The 17,693-nt window shown below is 37.2% G+C and carries 10 protein-coding genes and 3 tRNA genes; 10 read left to right on the forward strand and 3 right to left on the reverse strand.

Annotation, left to right across the window (positions count from 1 at the left end):
• From AC1Q8M_RS14750 to AC1Q8M_RS14760, 3 genes are all read left to right on the forward strand, one after another.
• A tRNA-Asn gene (locus tag AC1Q8M_RS14750) sits at nucleotides 1-75 on the forward strand.
• Between the two features lie 6 nt (nucleotides 76-81).
• Nucleotides 82-172, forward strand: a tRNA-Ser gene (locus tag AC1Q8M_RS14755).
• Nucleotides 173-178: 6 nt separating this feature from the next.
• Nucleotides 179-250, forward strand: a tRNA-Glu gene (locus AC1Q8M_RS14760).
• 166 nt (nucleotides 251-416) lie between these two features.
• Here AC1Q8M_RS14760 and AC1Q8M_RS14765 read toward each other — a convergent pair.
• Nucleotides 417-1,640, reverse strand: coding sequence for an MFS transporter (locus AC1Q8M_RS14765; RefSeq protein ID WP_075720466.1), 1,224 nt, complete (start codon nucleotides 1,638-1,640; stop codon nucleotides 417-419).
• A gap of 323 nt (nucleotides 1,641-1,963) precedes the next feature.
• Between AC1Q8M_RS14765 and AC1Q8M_RS14770 the strand changes: the two genes are divergently transcribed.
• Nucleotides 1,964-2,563 carry a TetR/AcrR family transcriptional regulator gene (locus AC1Q8M_RS14770; RefSeq protein ID WP_098361100.1) on the forward strand — a complete coding sequence of 200 codons (600 nt, stop codon included), beginning with the start codon at nucleotides 1,964-1,966 and terminating at the stop codon, nucleotides 2,561-2,563.
• A 416-nt stretch (nucleotides 2,564-2,979) separates the two neighbouring features.
• Nucleotides 2,980-3,924: an L-lactate dehydrogenase gene (locus AC1Q8M_RS14775; protein WP_000715346.1), complete on the forward strand. Its 945-nt coding sequence runs from the start codon at nucleotides 2,980-2,982 to the stop codon at nucleotides 3,922-3,924.
• Nucleotides 3,925-4,244: 320 nt separating this feature from the next.
• On the opposite strand, the gene AC1Q8M_RS14780 is transcribed toward AC1Q8M_RS14775, so the two are convergent.
• The gene (locus AC1Q8M_RS14780) at nucleotides 4,245-8,468 is read right to left on the reverse strand and encodes a S8 family serine peptidase (RefSeq protein ID WP_098361101.1); all 4,224 of its coding nucleotides are present in this window, start codon (nucleotides 8,466-8,468) and stop codon (nucleotides 4,245-4,247) included.
• Between the two features lie 33 nt (nucleotides 8,469-8,501).
• Nucleotides 8,502-9,107 carry a CalY family protein gene (locus AC1Q8M_RS14785; RefSeq protein ID WP_000054003.1) on the reverse strand — a complete coding sequence of 202 codons (606 nt, stop codon included), beginning with the start codon at nucleotides 9,105-9,107 and terminating at the stop codon, nucleotides 8,502-8,504.
• 470 nt (nucleotides 9,108-9,577) lie between these two features.
• On the opposite strand from AC1Q8M_RS14785, the gene glgB reads away from it, so the two are divergent.
• The 5 genes from glgB to glgP all read left to right on the forward strand — a co-directional run bounded on the left by glgB (nucleotide 9,578) and on the right by glgP (nucleotide 17,617).
• Complete coding sequence (gene glgB / locus AC1Q8M_RS14790) at nucleotides 9,578-11,515, forward strand: 1,4-alpha-glucan branching protein GlgB (protein WP_000111412.1); 1,938 nt, start codon at nucleotides 9,578-9,580, stop codon at nucleotides 11,513-11,515.
• Nucleotides 11,463-12,593, forward strand: a complete 1,131-nt coding sequence (gene glgC, locus AC1Q8M_RS14795) for a glucose-1-phosphate adenylyltransferase (RefSeq protein WP_000057604.1) — start codon at nucleotides 11,463-11,465, stop codon at nucleotides 12,591-12,593. The genes glgB and glgC overlap by 53 nt, the downstream gene beginning before the upstream one ends.
• Before the next feature lie 18 nt (nucleotides 12,594-12,611).
• Nucleotides 12,612-13,646, forward strand: a complete 1,035-nt coding sequence (gene glgD, locus AC1Q8M_RS14800) for a glucose-1-phosphate adenylyltransferase subunit GlgD (protein WP_000504162.1) — start codon at nucleotides 12,612-12,614, stop codon at nucleotides 13,644-13,646.
• Between the two features lie 113 nt (nucleotides 13,647-13,759).
• Nucleotides 13,760-15,190, forward strand: a complete 1,431-nt coding sequence (glgA, locus tag AC1Q8M_RS14805) for a glycogen synthase GlgA (protein WP_023901191.1) — start codon at nucleotides 13,760-13,762, stop codon at nucleotides 15,188-15,190.
• Between the two features lie 18 nt (nucleotides 15,191-15,208).
• Nucleotides 15,209-17,617 carry a glycogen phosphorylase gene (gene glgP, locus AC1Q8M_RS14810; RefSeq protein WP_098855643.1) on the forward strand — a complete coding sequence of 803 codons (2,409 nt, stop codon included), beginning with the start codon at nucleotides 15,209-15,211 and terminating at the stop codon, nucleotides 17,615-17,617.
• The last annotated feature ends 76 nt before the right edge of the window (nucleotides 17,618-17,693 follow it).

Below are 17,693 nucleotides of genomic sequence, written 5' to 3' on the forward strand. Positions count from 1 at the left end.
TCCGCAGTAGCTCAGTGGTAGAGCTATCGGCTGTTAACCGATCGGTCGTAGGTTCGAGTCCTACCTGCGGAGCCATATTATAGAGAAGTACCCAAGTGGCTCAAGGGGCTCCCCTGCTAAGGGAGTAGATCGCGAACGCGGTGCGAGGGTTCGAATCCCTTCTTCTCTGCCAGTAATTGGCCCGTTGGTCAAGTGGTTAAGACACCGCCCTTTCACGGCGGTAACACGGGTTCGAATCCCGTACGGGTCATACTAAAAGAGATAGCATAATCTGCTATCTCTTTTTTGTTGTGTATAAATATAAAAGAAGCTATAACAGATTATAAATAATCAATTTAAAAAAGTTATATTAATTTAAATAGGATTACCTCTTCTTATACATAAGAAAAGAGGTAATCCTATTTTTTGAATATGTTTTAACTCTCTGCTGAGCGGCCATCCGGTTTCATAACAGCATGACTATATGCGGAGTGAAGAGTTTTGTATCCTAAAAGTGCAATAGTTAAGGCAAGGCCTCCTGCTATAATAGCCACACTAAATCCTGCCCGAGCTCCAAAGTTATCAATAACTAAACCAGCTATCGCCGATCCTAGGGAGACTCCAATACCAAGTCCTGTAATTGCCCAAGTCATTCCTTCAGTTATTTTTGATTCAGGTACGATTTTTTCCACAAGTCCCATAGTAATAATCATTGTAGGAGCGACAGATAACCCTGCAAAGAAAACAATAACTACTAGCCAAGGAATAGTGTTTACGAAAACTAGTGGCAGCATTGTTATCATGGACAGTGTGACTGCTATTAAAAACTGATTATAGGGTGGAGTATTGAGTTTAAGAGTACCGAAAATTAGACCTGCAAGGCATGAACCGATTGCATAGACAGAAAGCACAAAGCTAGCAGCTACCGTGTTTTCTTGATGTTCAGCAAAAGCTACACTAACGACATCTATTGTGCCAAATATAGTCCCTATGGCGATGAGTGTGAATACTAGTACTCGTAAAGAACCAATTTTAAACACTGTTCCTTTGTTTGTAATGTCGTGAGGGTGTACAGGCGGTTCTGTGCTTTTTTGCATGGTGAATAGGCATACCCCAATTGTAAGAAAAACAGATGATAAAAGTGGGCCTGCTTCTGGGAAGAACATAACACTTAAACTGACAGATAATACAGGCCCAATTATGAAGCAAATTTCGTCGACAACCGACTCGAAGGAAAATGCTGTATGCAATTTATGGGATCCACGGTATAGTTTAGTCCAACGTGCACGCACCATGGCTGACATGTTGGGCATACAACCTGCACATAAGGCGGATAGAAATAGCGTCCAATAAGGAGCTTCATATTTCGTGCATAGAAGTAAGAGGATCGTAAAGAAAACACTGATACCTGTAGTCGGAAGAAGTATGCGAGATTGCCCTAATTGATCGGCCATCCGAGAAATATGAGGAGCTAGTAAAGCTGATGATAATGTAAAGGTGGCTGCAACAGCTCCAGCAAGCCAATAGTCACCACGTAACTGAGATAACATTGTAACAATACCAATGCCCATCATTGATATGGGCATCCGAGCTATAAATCCTGCTAATGAGAATCCTTTTGTACCAGGAGCACTGAAAATTTCACGGTAGGAATTAAACATAATAATCACCAAAGTATTTGACGTTTACATATACATTCTTCATTCTTTTAACTCCTCCTCTGTTTCATTAATACCTTCTATAAAAAGGGACAGTGAGTCAATGTAGGGGATGGGTAAGAAGTTATATTATCTTGTAAGCTAGAAATAATTGACATACGCACCGTATGCCAATATCATATTAACATACGGTGCGTATGTCAATTGAAATGTTTTATCTCTGGATAGAGAGCTGACGTTCAAAGGAGTTATTCTTTTACATAGAGAACGATACTATAATGCGATTTATTTTGAATAAAGAGAATGAATAGAAATAGGAGGAAAAGATGGTTAAAAAAACGAGAGCAGAAATGATTACTGAAACACGTGCTAAATTGCTGAGTGCAGCAAGAGAGGCTTTTGGTACAGTTGGATATGTAAACACGTCTATGGATGATTTTACAGCATCTGTCGGTTTAACACGTGGTGCAATTTATCATCATTTTGGTGATAAAAAAGGGTTGTTAGAAGCAGTTGTAAAAGAAATTGACATGGAAATGGATAATAAATTAGGGGAAGTATCAAATGAGGCGGAAGGAAAATGGGAAGGATTTGTTGGGCGTTGTCGTGCGTATTTAACAATGGCACTTAATCCAGAAATTCAGCGAATCGTACTTCGAGATGCACCAGCAGTATTAGGAAATAGTTATTATCAATCATCACAGTCGCAATGTTTAACGACGATGGCGGAGATACTTCAACAATTAATGAAGGACTTTATTATTGAAAAAACGGACTGTGAAGCCTTAGCAAGATTCATAAATGGCGGACTAGTGGACCTTGCTTGTTGGATTGCGAATTCTGAAGATGCAGAGATGCAGTTGTCTAAAGCTTTGCATGGCCTATCACTTATATTGGATGGTTTATTACTAGAAAAGAACGCTTAATTTTAACGGATATTTTTTAATATACAGTAATGGTTAAAAGGGAGGTGATAAAGTATAGGCTAATTCATTTATTTCACCGTAGTCTATATAGGCCAACTGACGTCCAGCTTATAAGGGGATAATGTGTTAGTTTGATTATAGAAATTGAATTTAGTTATAGGGAATAATCGAATCACATTCTTTTTGTTCACAATCTAAAGAAAACGCCTCCATTGAAATGGATTCCACACCTATTCTAATAACTTTACACTCTATGTGAAAAAGTTCACAAATAGGTCATAATTTGTGAACTTTTTCACAATAATACGTGCTACAATATGAATGTAAAGAAGTTAAACAACATTAAATTAGTATTTTAATTAATTACTTAAACAATCATAAAAAATAGATGTGAACAATAGAGAGGGGAAATTACCATGAAAAAAGGTATCAATCGTGTAGTATTAGTAGGAACAGGAGCTGTAGGTTGTAGTTACGCTTACTCAATGATCAACCAAGGTGTAGCTGAAGAGTTCGTATTAGTAGATGTTAATGAAGCAAAAGCAGAAGGGGAAGCAATGGACTTAAGCCATGCGGTACCATTCTCTCCATCACCAACAAAAGTTTGGAGCGGTAGCTATGCAGATTGTAAAGATGCAGATTTAGTAGTTATCACTGCTGGATTACCACAAAAGCCAGGTGAAACTCGTTTAGACTTAGTTGAGAAAAATACAAAGATCTTTAAACAAATCGTTCGCGGTATTATGGATAGTGGATTCGATGGAATCTTCTTAATCGCAACTAACCCAGTTGACATTTTAACTTACGTAACTTGGAAAGAATCTGGTTTACCAAAAGAGCGCGTAATCGGTTCTGGTACTACTTTAGACTCTGCTCGTTTCCGTTACATGTTAGGTGACTACTTAGATGTAGATCCACGTAACGTTCATGCTTATATCGTTGGTGAACACGGTGACACTGAACTTCCAGTATGGAGCCACGCTACTATCGGTGTACAAAAACTAGAAACAATCTTAGCTAACAACGAACAGTACAATCAAGAAGACTTAGATAAAATCTTCGAAAACGTACGTGATGCAGCTTACCATATTATCGAGCGTAAAGGTGCAACTTACTACGGAATCGGTATGTCACTACTTCGTGTAACTAAAGCAATCTTAAACAACGAGAACAGCGTATTAACTGTATCTGCATACCTTGAAGGTCAATACGGAGAGAAAGATGCTTACGTAGGTGTTCCAGCTGTAATTAACCGCGAAGGTGTACGTGAAATCGTAGAACTTGAGCTAAATGAAGATGAAAAAGCGAAATTCGCTCATTCTGTAAAAGTATTAAAAGAAACAATGGCACCAGTACTATAATAATTGCTAAATAATTCAGAGGTGGGAAACTGCTTCTTACCTCTGAACTTATATAATTTAATATAAATTCCTTTTCCGGTTTCCCTTGTATATCCCCAATATACCCCTTTTGCTGGATAAGGGTCGTTTATAGAAAAGAGCACTCTACTTTACGTAGAGTGCTCTTTATTATCCCGCATTAACGGGCAGTAAGATCCCCACCTCAAAATGCAGCGAAAGCAAAGAAGTTAGTTTGGTGATCACCTGCCCGTAAAAGCCCGATTGGTTCAACTAATAATCAGTGGGGGATGAACCCCCCCACTGATTAAAGTTTCACTTTATCATTTTTTAGGCGTTAATCCCAATTTCTTTAAAATATCTGTCAGTGTACCGCTTTTTGATTTTTCTACAGGTGTTTGTGATTTAGATGCATCTGGCCCTTTTTTCAAGAAGTTCTTTTCAACGAAGCGAATATCTTTTTCGTCGACAATCCCATCTTTATTAAGGTCTCCGTCTTTTACAGTTAGTCCTTTTTTACCATAGTTGCTAGCGATAATTTCAGCATCTTTAATATCGATTACTTTATCAGCATTTACATCGCCGGCAAGGTTTTCGTCAGGTCTTGCATAATAATATTGGCCAAGCAGCTTACCGTCTTTTTCAGTACCAAGTTTCGTTGTTAGGCGGCTTGTTAAATGTCCTGGCACTTCTACATATAGGTTATAGTCGCGTTTATTAACTGGAAGTCCATTTAGTTTGAAGTACCCATATTTATCTAGTGAGCCTTCAAACTTATGACGGTAAGAATCAGTTGCGTATACTTTTACGCCAAGCTTTGCATAATCAAACTTTTCATCTAAATATCCACGTTCATTTAAGAATGCACCAGGTTTAATATTTCCTTCTACTAGTGAATTTAAGGACATAACTGAGAATGTTTGATCTTGAAGTACACGCATTCTATTTGGTTCTGATTCACCTTGTTTCCAGTAAACAAAAATTGGTGACTCTAATTGAGCGTTTGCTTCATAAAATTCATCATTTTCTACTTTGAAAGTTACATCAATGAACGGGAAATCACCATCTAATCCAGCAAAGTTTTTGTCATCGATAGCGCCACCAACTGTAACCGAACTTGCCTCTAGTTTCGGTTCATTTACTTTTGCGGTTACTCCTTTTTCGGAAAGTAGCTTTTCAAAAGCAGGATTAAACTTCGCATTTGCAAATTTGAAGTTCTTCTCTAGGAAGTTTACATTAAATTGCCCAGCAACAAATTGTTTTACGTGTTTTGCGTTTAGTGTTACTGTGAACTCGTCATTTTTATATAATTCTTTTTTATCGTAACTAGCTTTCGCATATTGAGCACCTTGTGGGATAAACCAGTAGTTATTTACACCGCTTGGATAGTCAGCTCCTGCAGTTGCATAATCGAAAATATATACGCCTGTGTTCATTGGACCTTCCGTTTTGAAGGAGTCAGATGTAATGCCAACTTTAAAGTCGCCATTTGCATTAATCGGTAAAAACTTATGCAAGTATGGAGAATAGTCATAGTACATAACGCCATTCGCTTCTTGCGTAATGTTTAATCCTTTTCCTTTTAAGTAGTCAACGTTTGAATCGTATACATTTCCTTTAATCCATAGTGCTTTTTTGCCATCTTCTACTGTATAATTTTCTTCATTTAACTCGTAAATACCAGGTTTTAATCCAGTTAGTTTCACTTCTGGTGGGGTATTATCAATTACAACATAATCACCTTTTACACGTGCTTTCCCAGCCTTATCATAACCGACAAACTCAATTGTGTAGTCTCCTTCTGGTAAGTTGATTTTCTCATCACCAATTGGTTTTGCAGGATCATTTGTAAAAGGATACACTTTTCCATTAAAGAATGAGTCTAAGTAGTAATACACATCAGTTTTTAGTCCACTTGTGTTTAATGTCCCAATGAAGCCCAGAGCTTTATCTGTTTTGGAATCTTTTACGATAAGATCTAACGTTTCAAGTTCGCTGTTTAATTGGAATGCCCCGTGAACATACGATTCACCGTATGGATTAAATTTAGATGTATCAGTTGAAATTGCTTTTCTTGATAGTATTGCATTTTCAATACCAGGCTCTGATACACGAATAGAGAATGGGATTTGATATGTTTCTTCTTTATTTTTCGTGTTCGTAATATGAATATATCCTTCATATCGGCCTTGTTTTACACCGGCTGGAACATTAATTTTTGCTTCAATTTCATCTGCTTTGCCAGCATCAAGAGTAATTGTTTCTGGAGCTGAGATTTTTACACCGTTTGCGACAGCATCGTTAATAGTAGAAGAAGCCGGTGTATAAGAAATTTCTGTTTTAAATTCTTTTTTCTCTTGTTTATTATGATTAGTTACTTTTATATTTCGTTTTTGTTCAAGAGCTTCACCGTCTTTTTGATAAAACTTACCGAATGCAATAGATCCAGTTTCTTCGGGCACTTCAATTACTTCATCATTTACAACAGTTTGTGTCGTATCTAATACTTTAAAGCTTGTTTCTGTACGAACGGCGTTGTAAGCATCTACTCGCCCAGCTCCAACTTCATACACCGAATATTTTTCTTTTAAATCATCAGCTGTGTTCATAAGAGACGCTTTTACATCGAACGGAGAGTAGTCTGGGTGTTCTTGTAAAATTAGAGCAGCAACGCCAGCAATATGAGGGGAAGCCATAGATGTTCCTTGCATACGCTCATAGGAAACAGCGTAGTTTTCACCCTCTTGCGGGTCGTTAATATATTCAGGAACTGTTGAAAGGACAGCGACACCAGGCGCTGTAATATCAGGCTTAATATCATCATTTGCTGTAACAGGACCGCGTGAGCTAAAGTCTGCAAGATGATCGCCTTCTGTTTGAATGTAATTAATTTCATCGAAAGTTAAGGATGTGCTACCTTGTTCAATTTGAGCTTTTAGTTTTTCACCGTCTTCTTTCGTTAGGCGGAATGCTGGAATGTATTTTGTGCTTTCACCAACGTAGAAAGGAATTTCTCCATCCACGTTGTTATAAATAATAACGGCTTTTGCACCTGCTTGTTTTGCGTTAGCAATTTTTTCATCAAATGAGGTTGTACCACGTGCAACGAGAGCGATTTTTCCTTTTACATCTTTTTTACTAAACTCGTCAGGCGTACCGATTCCTACAGATTCAATAGGTAAAGTTTGTCCCTTGAAATCTTCTATTTTATCAGTGAAGTTTTTGCCGAACAAAATTAGGTTAGGGAATTGTAATTGTCCAGCATGACCTGATAGTTTCGGTAAGGAAATAGAGCTATCACTGGCTCCAACCGTAATAGCAAATGGCGAAGCACCTGGTGATCCGAGTGTTGATGGATTCGGTCCAGAGTTACCAGCAGCAACGACTGTAACAACGCCTGAAAGCATCGCGTTATTAACAGCGATAGATGTTGGATCAAGAGGATTGTTGCTATCATCACCTAACGATAAGTTAATAACGTTCATACCGTCAGAAATAGATTTATCAATTGCAGCGATAATACCTGAACTATCTCCACTTCCGTATGGACCGAGTACACGATAGTTATACAGTTCAATGTCAGGTGCAACACCTTTTACTGCTGAATCAGATTGGTTCTTCTTTTGAGCAGAAACGATACCTGCTACGTGAGTGCCGTGGGCTGTGTAGAAGGAAGAACCACGGTTATCAAATTCAGGAGCACCAGATTGTTGCCATTCTGAATAAGTAGTTTCCATTGGATCTGCATCATTATTAATAAAGTCCCAACCCTTTACTGAATTTGGATCTACTTTGCTAGAGTCCTCACCAGGTTTTGCGCGATAGCCTTTATATACGTCTTTTAAGTCAGGGTGATTGTAATCAATACCTGTATCTAATACACCAACTTTAATTCCTTTTCCGGTAATACCCTCACTATGTAACTTATCTATCCCGATTTGAGGGATGCTGTCTGTTAGTTTTTGGGGTGCTTTTTGCTCAGCTTGTTTTGGTAAATTTAATTTCACTTCGTAATCTTTCCAAATGCGTTTTACAACACCAATTCGTAACAACTCTTCAACTGTATTTGCTGGTAATGTCATTGCAACACCATTTAGCGCATGCTTATAAGAGCGTTTAATTTGTACAGACTGGAAGTTTCCTGATTTTACTGATGGGCTGAATTGATAAAGACGTTTTAGTCCTTTTTCGAATTCTTCATGTTCTTGATCAATACGTGCTTTTATATTTTCAGGAGCAGATTGTAATCCTTTTTCTTTTTGTTTTAATTCATTAATCTTTACTGGAGCAGTTTGAAATTCTACAATGATATTTACAGGCTCAGAACTACTCGTATTAATATCTGGTGAAATTGTAAAACCAGGGTTGGCATCTACCGTTTGTAATGCCAGGCGTTGTTCTTTAGAAAGCTTCGATAATATAGAATGAGCATTTGAAGATTCAATTTGGTTAATAGGACTTTCAGCAAGTACATTGAACGGAATGGCAGTTGAAAACAGAACGCCAGCCGTTACAATTCCAGTAACAAAACGATTTTTCTTTTTCATTTATAGGCCTCCGGTAATTTATATTTTTAAAAATTATTTCTCCACACCTGCTGTTTGCTCAGCATGGAAAGTCCAGTTTAGCTGCAGGGAATCACCTTGAAATTTATTTTGATCTTGGTCGTTATCTTCAAATGAGAAGAGAACGTGTAAGTAATCTGTTTCACCAGATTTAATACCATCTATTAAGTTATGACGTTCTAGAGACGTAGCGACATCTTCAGGTTTCATAGTTTTTAATTTTGATAGTTTTGTTTCCCACAAAATCTCATGATCATCGTTTGGATTAGATGGCTGTCCATCATTCACTAGAAACTTGACGATAATGTGATCACCTAAATCTTCACCGTCATTATTTTGCTTTGCATCTGTAACTTCATATGATGTTTCAAGTGCTACTTTTGCGATATCCAATGTACCTTTATTTTCAAGCTTGAAGTTCCTTTCAATAAAATCACCTGGTTTTAAATCTTTCACATTAACGATTACACTTGGATTAAGAGAAAGATCTAGTGTTCCAGCTTGAAATGAGTTACTCGATGTTTCTGAATCACTGAAATAGGCGAATACACCTCCGAATGTAAGGGATAAACCAAGTGAAGCGGTGACAACTCCCATTCCTACTTTTCGTTTTAATGACATAAGAAAGCCCCCTAGTTAAATTTTTATAGCAATCGTTCGCAACAAGGATAAATAAGTAAACATAGTAGTCCGCTATGAATTATAGTTACGAAAGATAACGGTTCTTTATTGAGAACAAGTATATGCTTATGAATTTCGCATTTCAATAAAATCATGACAAAAAATGTTGAGAAACATTTTTTTATGACAGATTATTTTATGGTTATTTTAAGTGGAAAATAGGGTGAAAGATAGAATAAACCTAATAAAATAAAGGTTGAGAAAAAAATAATAGGAGGAAATATAGAAGTAGAATGAAGCGTTTACAATGAATATTCGTCAAAATTCGATATTTTACACGGAAATGTGAAGAAAAACTAACATTTTTAAGAAAAAAACGAATGTTTTTTATAAATTAACAAGGATATTGCAGTTTTTCGCAGAAATAGTTAAAGTATAAAAAATTCTGTCATCTAAGTGAGGTGAGCATATTGAGTGTAATAAATTGTGAAGAAGTGAAACGAGATGAGTTTCATACAGAAAAGTACTATGAAAGTTATAACATCTTTGGTGCACATGTTGTGACGGAAGGTGAGATTCAAGGGGTACGGTTCACAGTGTGGGCTCCTCATGCGAAAGCAATGAGTGTTGTTGGAGATTTTAATGAGTGGGATTATGAGCAACATAAGATGCTACAAGTGACAGAAGAAGGCATTTGGTCCTTATTTATACCGCATATTGAAGAAGGAGAAATATATAAATATGCGATTGAAACGTTGGCTGGTGACGTCATTTTAAAGGCAGATCCGTATGCTGTATATGCAGAAGTAAGACCGAATACGGCATCTGTAGTTTTTGATATAAAAGGATATGAATGGAATGATAAAAACTGGAATCGTAAGAAAAAGAAAAAATCGATTTATAAAGAAGCGATGACAGTTTATGAATTACATTTTGGTTCTTGGAAAAAGAAAGAAGATGGAACGCTGTACTCTTACAGGGAAATGGTTGAAGAGCTCATCCCGTATGTGGTGGAACATCAATTTACACATATTGAAATTATGCCGCTTGTTGAGCATCCATATGATCGTTCTTGGGGATACCAAGGAACGGGATATTATGCAGCGACGAGTAGATTTGGTACGCCGCATGATTTAATGCATTTTGTCGACGAATGTCATAAATATGGAATCGGTGTCATTTTAGATTGGGTGCCGGGGCATTTTTGTAAAGATGCTCACGGTTTATATTTGTTTGATGGCACACCGACCTATGAATATAAAGATAAAGATGTACAAGAAAATCCAGTATGGGGAACTGTCAATTTTGATTTAGGGAAGAGAGAGGTACGTAATTTCTTAATTTCAAATGCGTTATTTTGGATGAGATATTTCCATATTGATGGTTTCAGAGTAGATGCAGTTGCGAATATGTTGTACTGGAATAAAGAAGGACAAGAGCAAAGTAATGAGCTTGCTGTTTCATTTTTAAGAGAGTTAAATGAAGCAGTGTTTGCAGAGGATGAAGATTTTCTTATGACGGCAGAAGATTCAACAGCTTGGCCATTTGTAACAACTCCAACGTATGAAGGTGGGCTTGGATTCAATTACAAATGGAACATGGGCTGGATGAATGACGTGCTGAAATATATGGAGTGTGCGCCTGAATATAGGAAACACATTCATGAGAAAATGACGTTTTCTTTACTATATGCGTACTCTGAAAACTTCATATTACCGCTTTCTCATGATGAAGTCGTTCATGGGAAAAAGTCGTTATTAAATAAAATGCCAGGTGATTACTGGGATAAGTTTGCTCAACTTCGTTTATTATATGGATATTTCTTTACTCACCCAGGAAAGAAGTTACTTTTCATGGGAGGAGAATTCGGACAGTTTGATGAGTGGAAAGACCTTGAAGATTTAGATTGGAATTTACATGATTTTGAAATGCATCGTTATATGCATGATTACTTTAATGAGCTCATAGCATTGTATAAGCGCTCAAAACCACTTTGGCAGCTTGACCATTCACCTGAAGGTTTTCAGTGGATTGATGCTAATAATAATGAGCAAAGTATTTTCTCTTTTATCCGCCAAGGGGATAAACAAGAAGATGCGTTAGTTGTCGTATGTAATTTTACGAAAGCTACATATGAAAACTATAAAGTAGGTGTACCAGATTTCGAGTATTATAACGAGATTTTAAACAGTGATGCACAGCAATATGGCGGTTCGGGGCAAGTGAATAAGAAACGTCTTAAGACAATTCTAGAACCGTACCATAATCAAGCGGCACATGTAGAGATTACAATTCCACCATTCGGCGTATCCATATTACGACCAGTGAAGACGAGAAAGGGGAGCAAAAAACAAGATGGCTCAAAAACAAAAGTGCGTAGCAATGTTACTAGCAGGGGGAAAAGGTAGTCGTTTAAGTGCATTAACAAAAAATTTAGCCAAGCCAGCTGTTCCATTTGGTGGTAAATATCGCATTATTGATTTTACGCTAAGTAACTGTGCGAATTCTGGTATTGAAACGGTTGGGATTTTAACACAATATCAACCACTTGAACTTCATAATTATATCGGAATCGGAAATGCGTGGGATTTAGACCGAGTAAACGGTGGGGTCACAGTATTACCTCCTTATGCGGAGTCTTCAGGGGTTAAGTGGTATACAGGTACGGCAAGTGCCATTTATCAAAATTTAAACTATTTAAGTCAGTATGAACCGGAGTATGTTCTTATTTTATCAGGTGACCATATTTATAAAATGGATTACAGTAAGATGCTAGATTACCATATTGAGAAAGAATCGGACGTATCCATTTCTGTTATTGAAGTACCTTGGGATGAAGCGAGTCGCTTTGGCATTATGAATACAAATGAAGAAATGGAGATTGTTGAGTTTGAAGAGAAACCACAATTTCCAAGAAGTAATCTTGCATCAATGGGAATCTATATTTTTAATTGGTCAATTTTGAAAGAGTATTTAGAGATGGATGCGAGAAACCCTGAATCTAGTAACGATTTTGGAAAAGATGTACTTCCGCTTTTATTGGATGAAGGGAAGAAGTTAATGGCGTATCCGTTTGAAGGATATTGGAAAGATGTTGGAACGGTGAAGAGCTTATGGGAAGCGAATATGGATTTGCTTCGCGATGAAACATCACTGAATTTAAACGATCGTAATTGGCGTATTTACTCTGTCAATCCAAACGAACCGCCTCAATATATTGCTGAAAAGGCGAAAGTAGAAGAATCGCTTATTAACGAAGGGTGCGTCATTGAAGGGGACGTGAAGCATTCTGTGTTATTCCAAGGAGTGACGGTGGAAGAAGGAAGTATGGTGATTGATTCTGTCGTTATGCCAGGGGCTAAGATTGGTAAAAATGTTGTGATTGAAAGAGCGATTGTTGGATCAGAAATGGTTATTGAAGATGGAACAATCATTCGTCCAGAAAAGAATGTTGACGATGTAGTATTAATTGCTGAAGGGAAATAGAAAAGGGGGATGAAATGAATGGGAGAAAAAATGTTAGGAATTATTAATGCAACGGGAAGTTTTCCTTCCTTAAAGAAAGTAACAGGGCATCGTTCACTAGCGGCGTTACCGTTTGGGGGCCGTTATCGACTCATTGATTTCATGCTTTCAAATATGGTGAATTCTAGTATTCATAGTGTAGCAGTTTTTACAAGCCATAAAAATCGTTCGTTAATGGACCATGTTGGTTCAGGAAAACAGTGGGATTTAGATAGAAAACGAGACGGACTATTTTTATTCCCGCCAAACTGCCAATGTGACCAAGATGAATTTGGGTCTTTTGCGCACTTTAGAAGACATATTGATTATTTTCTAAGAAGCAGAGAAGAGTACGTTGTTATTACGAATAGCCATCTCGTAACAGCATTAAATTTTCAAGCGGTGTTAGAGCGACATATACATACGGCAGCTGATATTACAGAAGTTTGCCATGAAGGGGTTTCGCTTCAAACATACGTGTTAAAGAAACAATTATTGTTAGACTTATTTGAGTCATATAAAGATGTGGAGCAATACAGTTTATTTGATGTAGTGAGAGAAAAACGCGGAAAATCATTACATATTGCTACATATGAGCATACTGGATATGTAGCAATTATTGACTCGATTGAAAGTTACTATAAACATAGCTTAGAAATTTTGCAACCTGCTATTTGGAAGCAATTATTTAAGAAAGAAGCGCCGATCTTTACGAAAGTAAAAGATGAGCCACCAACTCGTTATCTAAAGGGTGCAGTCGTGAAAAATACAATGATTGCAAATGGCAGTATTATTGAGGGGGAGGTAGAAAACAGTGTTATTTCCCGTTCAGTTAAAATTGGAAAAGGATCAATTATTCGTAACAGTATTATTATGCAAAAGAGCCAAATTGGAGATAACTGTATAATAGACGGTGTTATTATTGATAAAGACGTGAAAATTGGTGACGGTGTCGTATTAAAAGGAAACATCGATGAGCCGTATGTTGTAGAAAAAGGAAGCGTACAAAACAGTACGATTAATAGTTATTCCTAAAGAATCAGTGGGGGCTTTTTCCCCCACTGATTAAAGTTTTAATTTAAATGAAAACTCGAAGGGAGGAAGCTGCAAGAGGAGTAATAAAAACTTTTCGCGCAGTGGGACAACAAGTGAATATTTTATTTGCAGTATCAGAATGTGTACCGTTTGTGAAATCGGGAGGATTAGCTGATGTAGCGGGTGCGCTCCCAAAAGAGCTGAAAAAATTAGGAGTGGACGTTCGTATTATACTTCCGAATTATAGTCTCATTCCGCAAAAGTTAAGAGATGGATGTACGTTACATAAAGTAATTAACGTCCCGCTCGGGTGGAGAAATCAATATTGTGGAATTTTAAAAGGTGAGCAAGACGGAATTACGTATTACTTAATAGATAATGAATATTATTTTAAGAGAGATTCTCTGTATGGTCATTATGATGACGGGGAGCGTTTTTCTTATTTCTCAAAAGCAGTGTTAGAGTGTATTCCGCACCTTGATTTTGAAGTGGATGTTCTTCATAGTCACGATTGGCATACGGCTATGGTTAATTTCTTACTTCGTGAAAAGTATCAAGATAACCCGTTATATGAGCGTATTAAAACGGTATATACGATTCACAACTTGCAGTTTCAAGGAGTATTTCCTCCTGAAGTGATGTACGACTTGTTAGAGCTTGGTGATGAATATTTTCATAGTGAGCAGCTAGAGTTTTATGGAAACGTAAACTTTATGAAAGGCGGTATTATCGCTTCGGATCAAATTACAGCGGTGAGCCCGACGTATAAAGAAGAAATTCAATATGAATTTTTTGGTGAGAAGTTAGATGGATTACTGCGAAAATATAATGATAAGCTTAGCGGTATTGTAAATGGCATTGATACGAGCGTATATAATCCAGAAACGGATTCGTATATTAAGGCTCAGTATGATGCAGAGTCATTATATGAAAAAAGTGAAAATAAACGCGCTTTGCAGCGTTATTTTGGTTTGCCAGAAAAAGAGGATACACCAATTATTTCAATGGTAACGAGATTAACGAAGCAAAAAGGGCTTGATTTAGTACGTACTGTATTCCGCGAAATAATGGAAGAAGATGTACAATGTATTATTTTAGGTTCAGGTGATTCGGAATATGAGCAATTCTTTGAGTGGATGGCATATGAGTATCCGGAGAAGGTAAAAGTTTATATCGGATTTAATGAAGAATTAGCTCACCAAGTGTATGCGGGAAGCGATTTGTTTTTAATGCCATCGCTGTTTGAACCGTGTGGACTTGGACAACTTATCGCATTAGCGTACGGTACGATTCCAATTGTAAGAGAAACAGGTGGATTAAACGATACAGTACATTCTTATGATGAAGAAACAGGCGAAGGAAATGGTTTCAGTTTCACGAACTTTAATGCACATGACATGCTGCATACGATTCATCGTGCAATTGAATTCTATCACGATAAACCGGTATGGGAGCAGCTTGTAAAACAAGCGATGACTGAAGATTATAGCTGGGAGCAATCGGCTCTTGCTTATAAGGAATTGTATAAAAGTCTCATGGAATAACATGTAGGTGGTGAAAAAATGTTTACTCATGTTGAAAGTTTTAAATCAACTTTTCTAGAAAAGTTAGAGACGATGTATGGTAAAAGTTTTAAAGATTCTACAACTCGTGATCAATATAATACACTCGGCCATATGGTACGTGAGTATATGAATAGTCAATGGATTGCAACGAACGAGAGTTATCGATCCGGAGAGCAAAAGCAAATGTATTACTTGTCTATTGAGTTTTTGCTTGGACGTTTGCTTGGAAGTAACATCTTGAATTTAGGTATTAGAGATGTATGCGAGCAGGGGTTATCTGAACTAGGGATTTCGTTGCAAGAGTTAGAAGAAGTGGAAGCAGATGCAGGCCTTGGTAATGGTGGGCTTGGACGCTTAGCAGCCTGTTTTCTCGATTCACTTGCATCTTTAAACTTGCCAGGACACGGCTGTGGAATTCGTTATAAACATGGTTTGTTTGATCAGAAAATTGTTGATGGTTATCAAGTTGAATTTCCAGAACAGTGGCTTCTTCATGAAAATGTATGGGAAGTAAGAAGGCATGATCAAGCTGTGGAAGTAAGTTATTTCGGCAGTGTTGAACCGCTAGAAATTGACGGGCGTTTAGAGTTTAGGCATACAAATGCAGAAGTCATTATGGCAGTGCCATATGATGTGCCGGTAGTAGGCTATGAGACGAGTACTGTAAATACACTTAGACTTTGGAATGCTGAACCAGTTCCGTTCCCGCAAAACTGCAAAGATATTTTGAAATATAAGCGCGAAACAGAGGCTGTATCGGAGTTTTTATATCCAGATGATACGCATGATGAGGGGAAAATACTTCGTTTAAAACAACAGTATTTCCTCGTATCAGCAAGTTTACAAAATATCGTTCGAATGCATAGAGAAAGATATGGTCACCTTCGTCAACTACATGAAAAAATTGCGATTCACATTAACGATACACATCCGGTTTTAGCAATTCCAGAACTGATGCGTATTTTACTAGACGAAGAAAAGTTAACATGGGAAGAAGCTTGGCACATAACGACGCAGACGATTTCTTATACGAATCATACGACGTTATCAGAAGCGCTCGAAAAGTGGCCAATTCACATTTTTAAACCGTTATTACCGAGAATTTATATGATTATTGAAGAGATTAATGAACGTTTCTGTCATGAACTTTGGGAACAGTATCCGTATGAGTGGGATCGTATTGAAGCAATGGCAATTATTGCACATGACCTTGTGAAAATGGCTCATTTAGCGATTGTCGGTAGCCATAGCGTAAATGGTGTAGCGAAAATTCATACGGAAATATTAAAGCAGCGGGAAATGCGATTGTTTTATGAATTTTATCCAGATAAGTTTAATAATAAGACGAATGGAATTGCTCATAGGCGCTGGCTTATGAAAGCAAATCCACAGTTAACAAATCTCATTTCAGAGGCGATTGGAACAGAGTGGAAGAAAGAACCGATTAAGCTTCAAGAGCTACAATTAGTTCAATATGATGCGAGTTTCCAAGAGAAATTTGCAGAAGTAAAACAAGAGCGTAAAGAGATTTTAGCGGAGCGTATTCATAATACAATGGGGATTACCATTGATCCAAATTCTATTTTTGATGTGCAAGTGAAAAGATTACATGCTTATAAACGACAATTATTAAATGTTCTTCATATTTTATATTTGTATAACCGTTTGAAAGAGGATGCTAGTTTTACATTTTATCCGCGTACTTTTATTTTTGGAGCGAAAGCATCACCTGGCTATTATTACGCGAAAAAAATTATTAAATTAATAAATGAACTCGCAAGAAAAGTAAATAATGACTCGTATGTCAGTCAATATATGAAAGTTATCTTTCTAGAAAACTATCGAGTTTCTTTAGCGGAAGATATATTCCCGGCAGCGGATGTAAGTGAACAAATTTCAACGGCGAGTAAAGAAGCATCGGGAACAGGTAATATGAAATTTATGATGAATGGTGCGATTACACTCGGAACGCTAGACGGTGCTAACGTTGAAATAAAAGACCGGGTCGGTGATGATAACTGTTTCATTTTCGGTTTAACAGCAGAAGAGGTTCTTCATTACTATCAAAATGGTGGATATCGTGCAAGTGATTATTATCACCACAATGGGCACATTAAAAAGGTAGTAGATCAGTTAACGAATGGTTTCTTTGCACAGTCGGGAGCCGAATTTGAAGCAATTTACGATTCTCTCGTTATTCAAAATGATGAATATTTCGTTCTGCGAGATTTTGGTCCATATGCTGAAAGGCAAGAAGCTGTCGGTAGAGCTTATGAGAACCGAACGAAGTGGCTAGAAATGTCGATTTTAAATATTGCACAGTCTGGTCATTTTGCGAGCGATCGAACGATTTTGCAGTACAGTAATGAAATTTGGGGTATTGGTAATGCAGTTAAACAGTTTTAAAGAGGTTGCTATATTGGGAGATATATTATCGATTTACCAACAGAAATGGATATTAATAAATAAAACGGGCTTAATA

The sequence above is a fragment of the Bacillus sp. GW823-FHT06A10 genome, assembly GCF_058795375.1.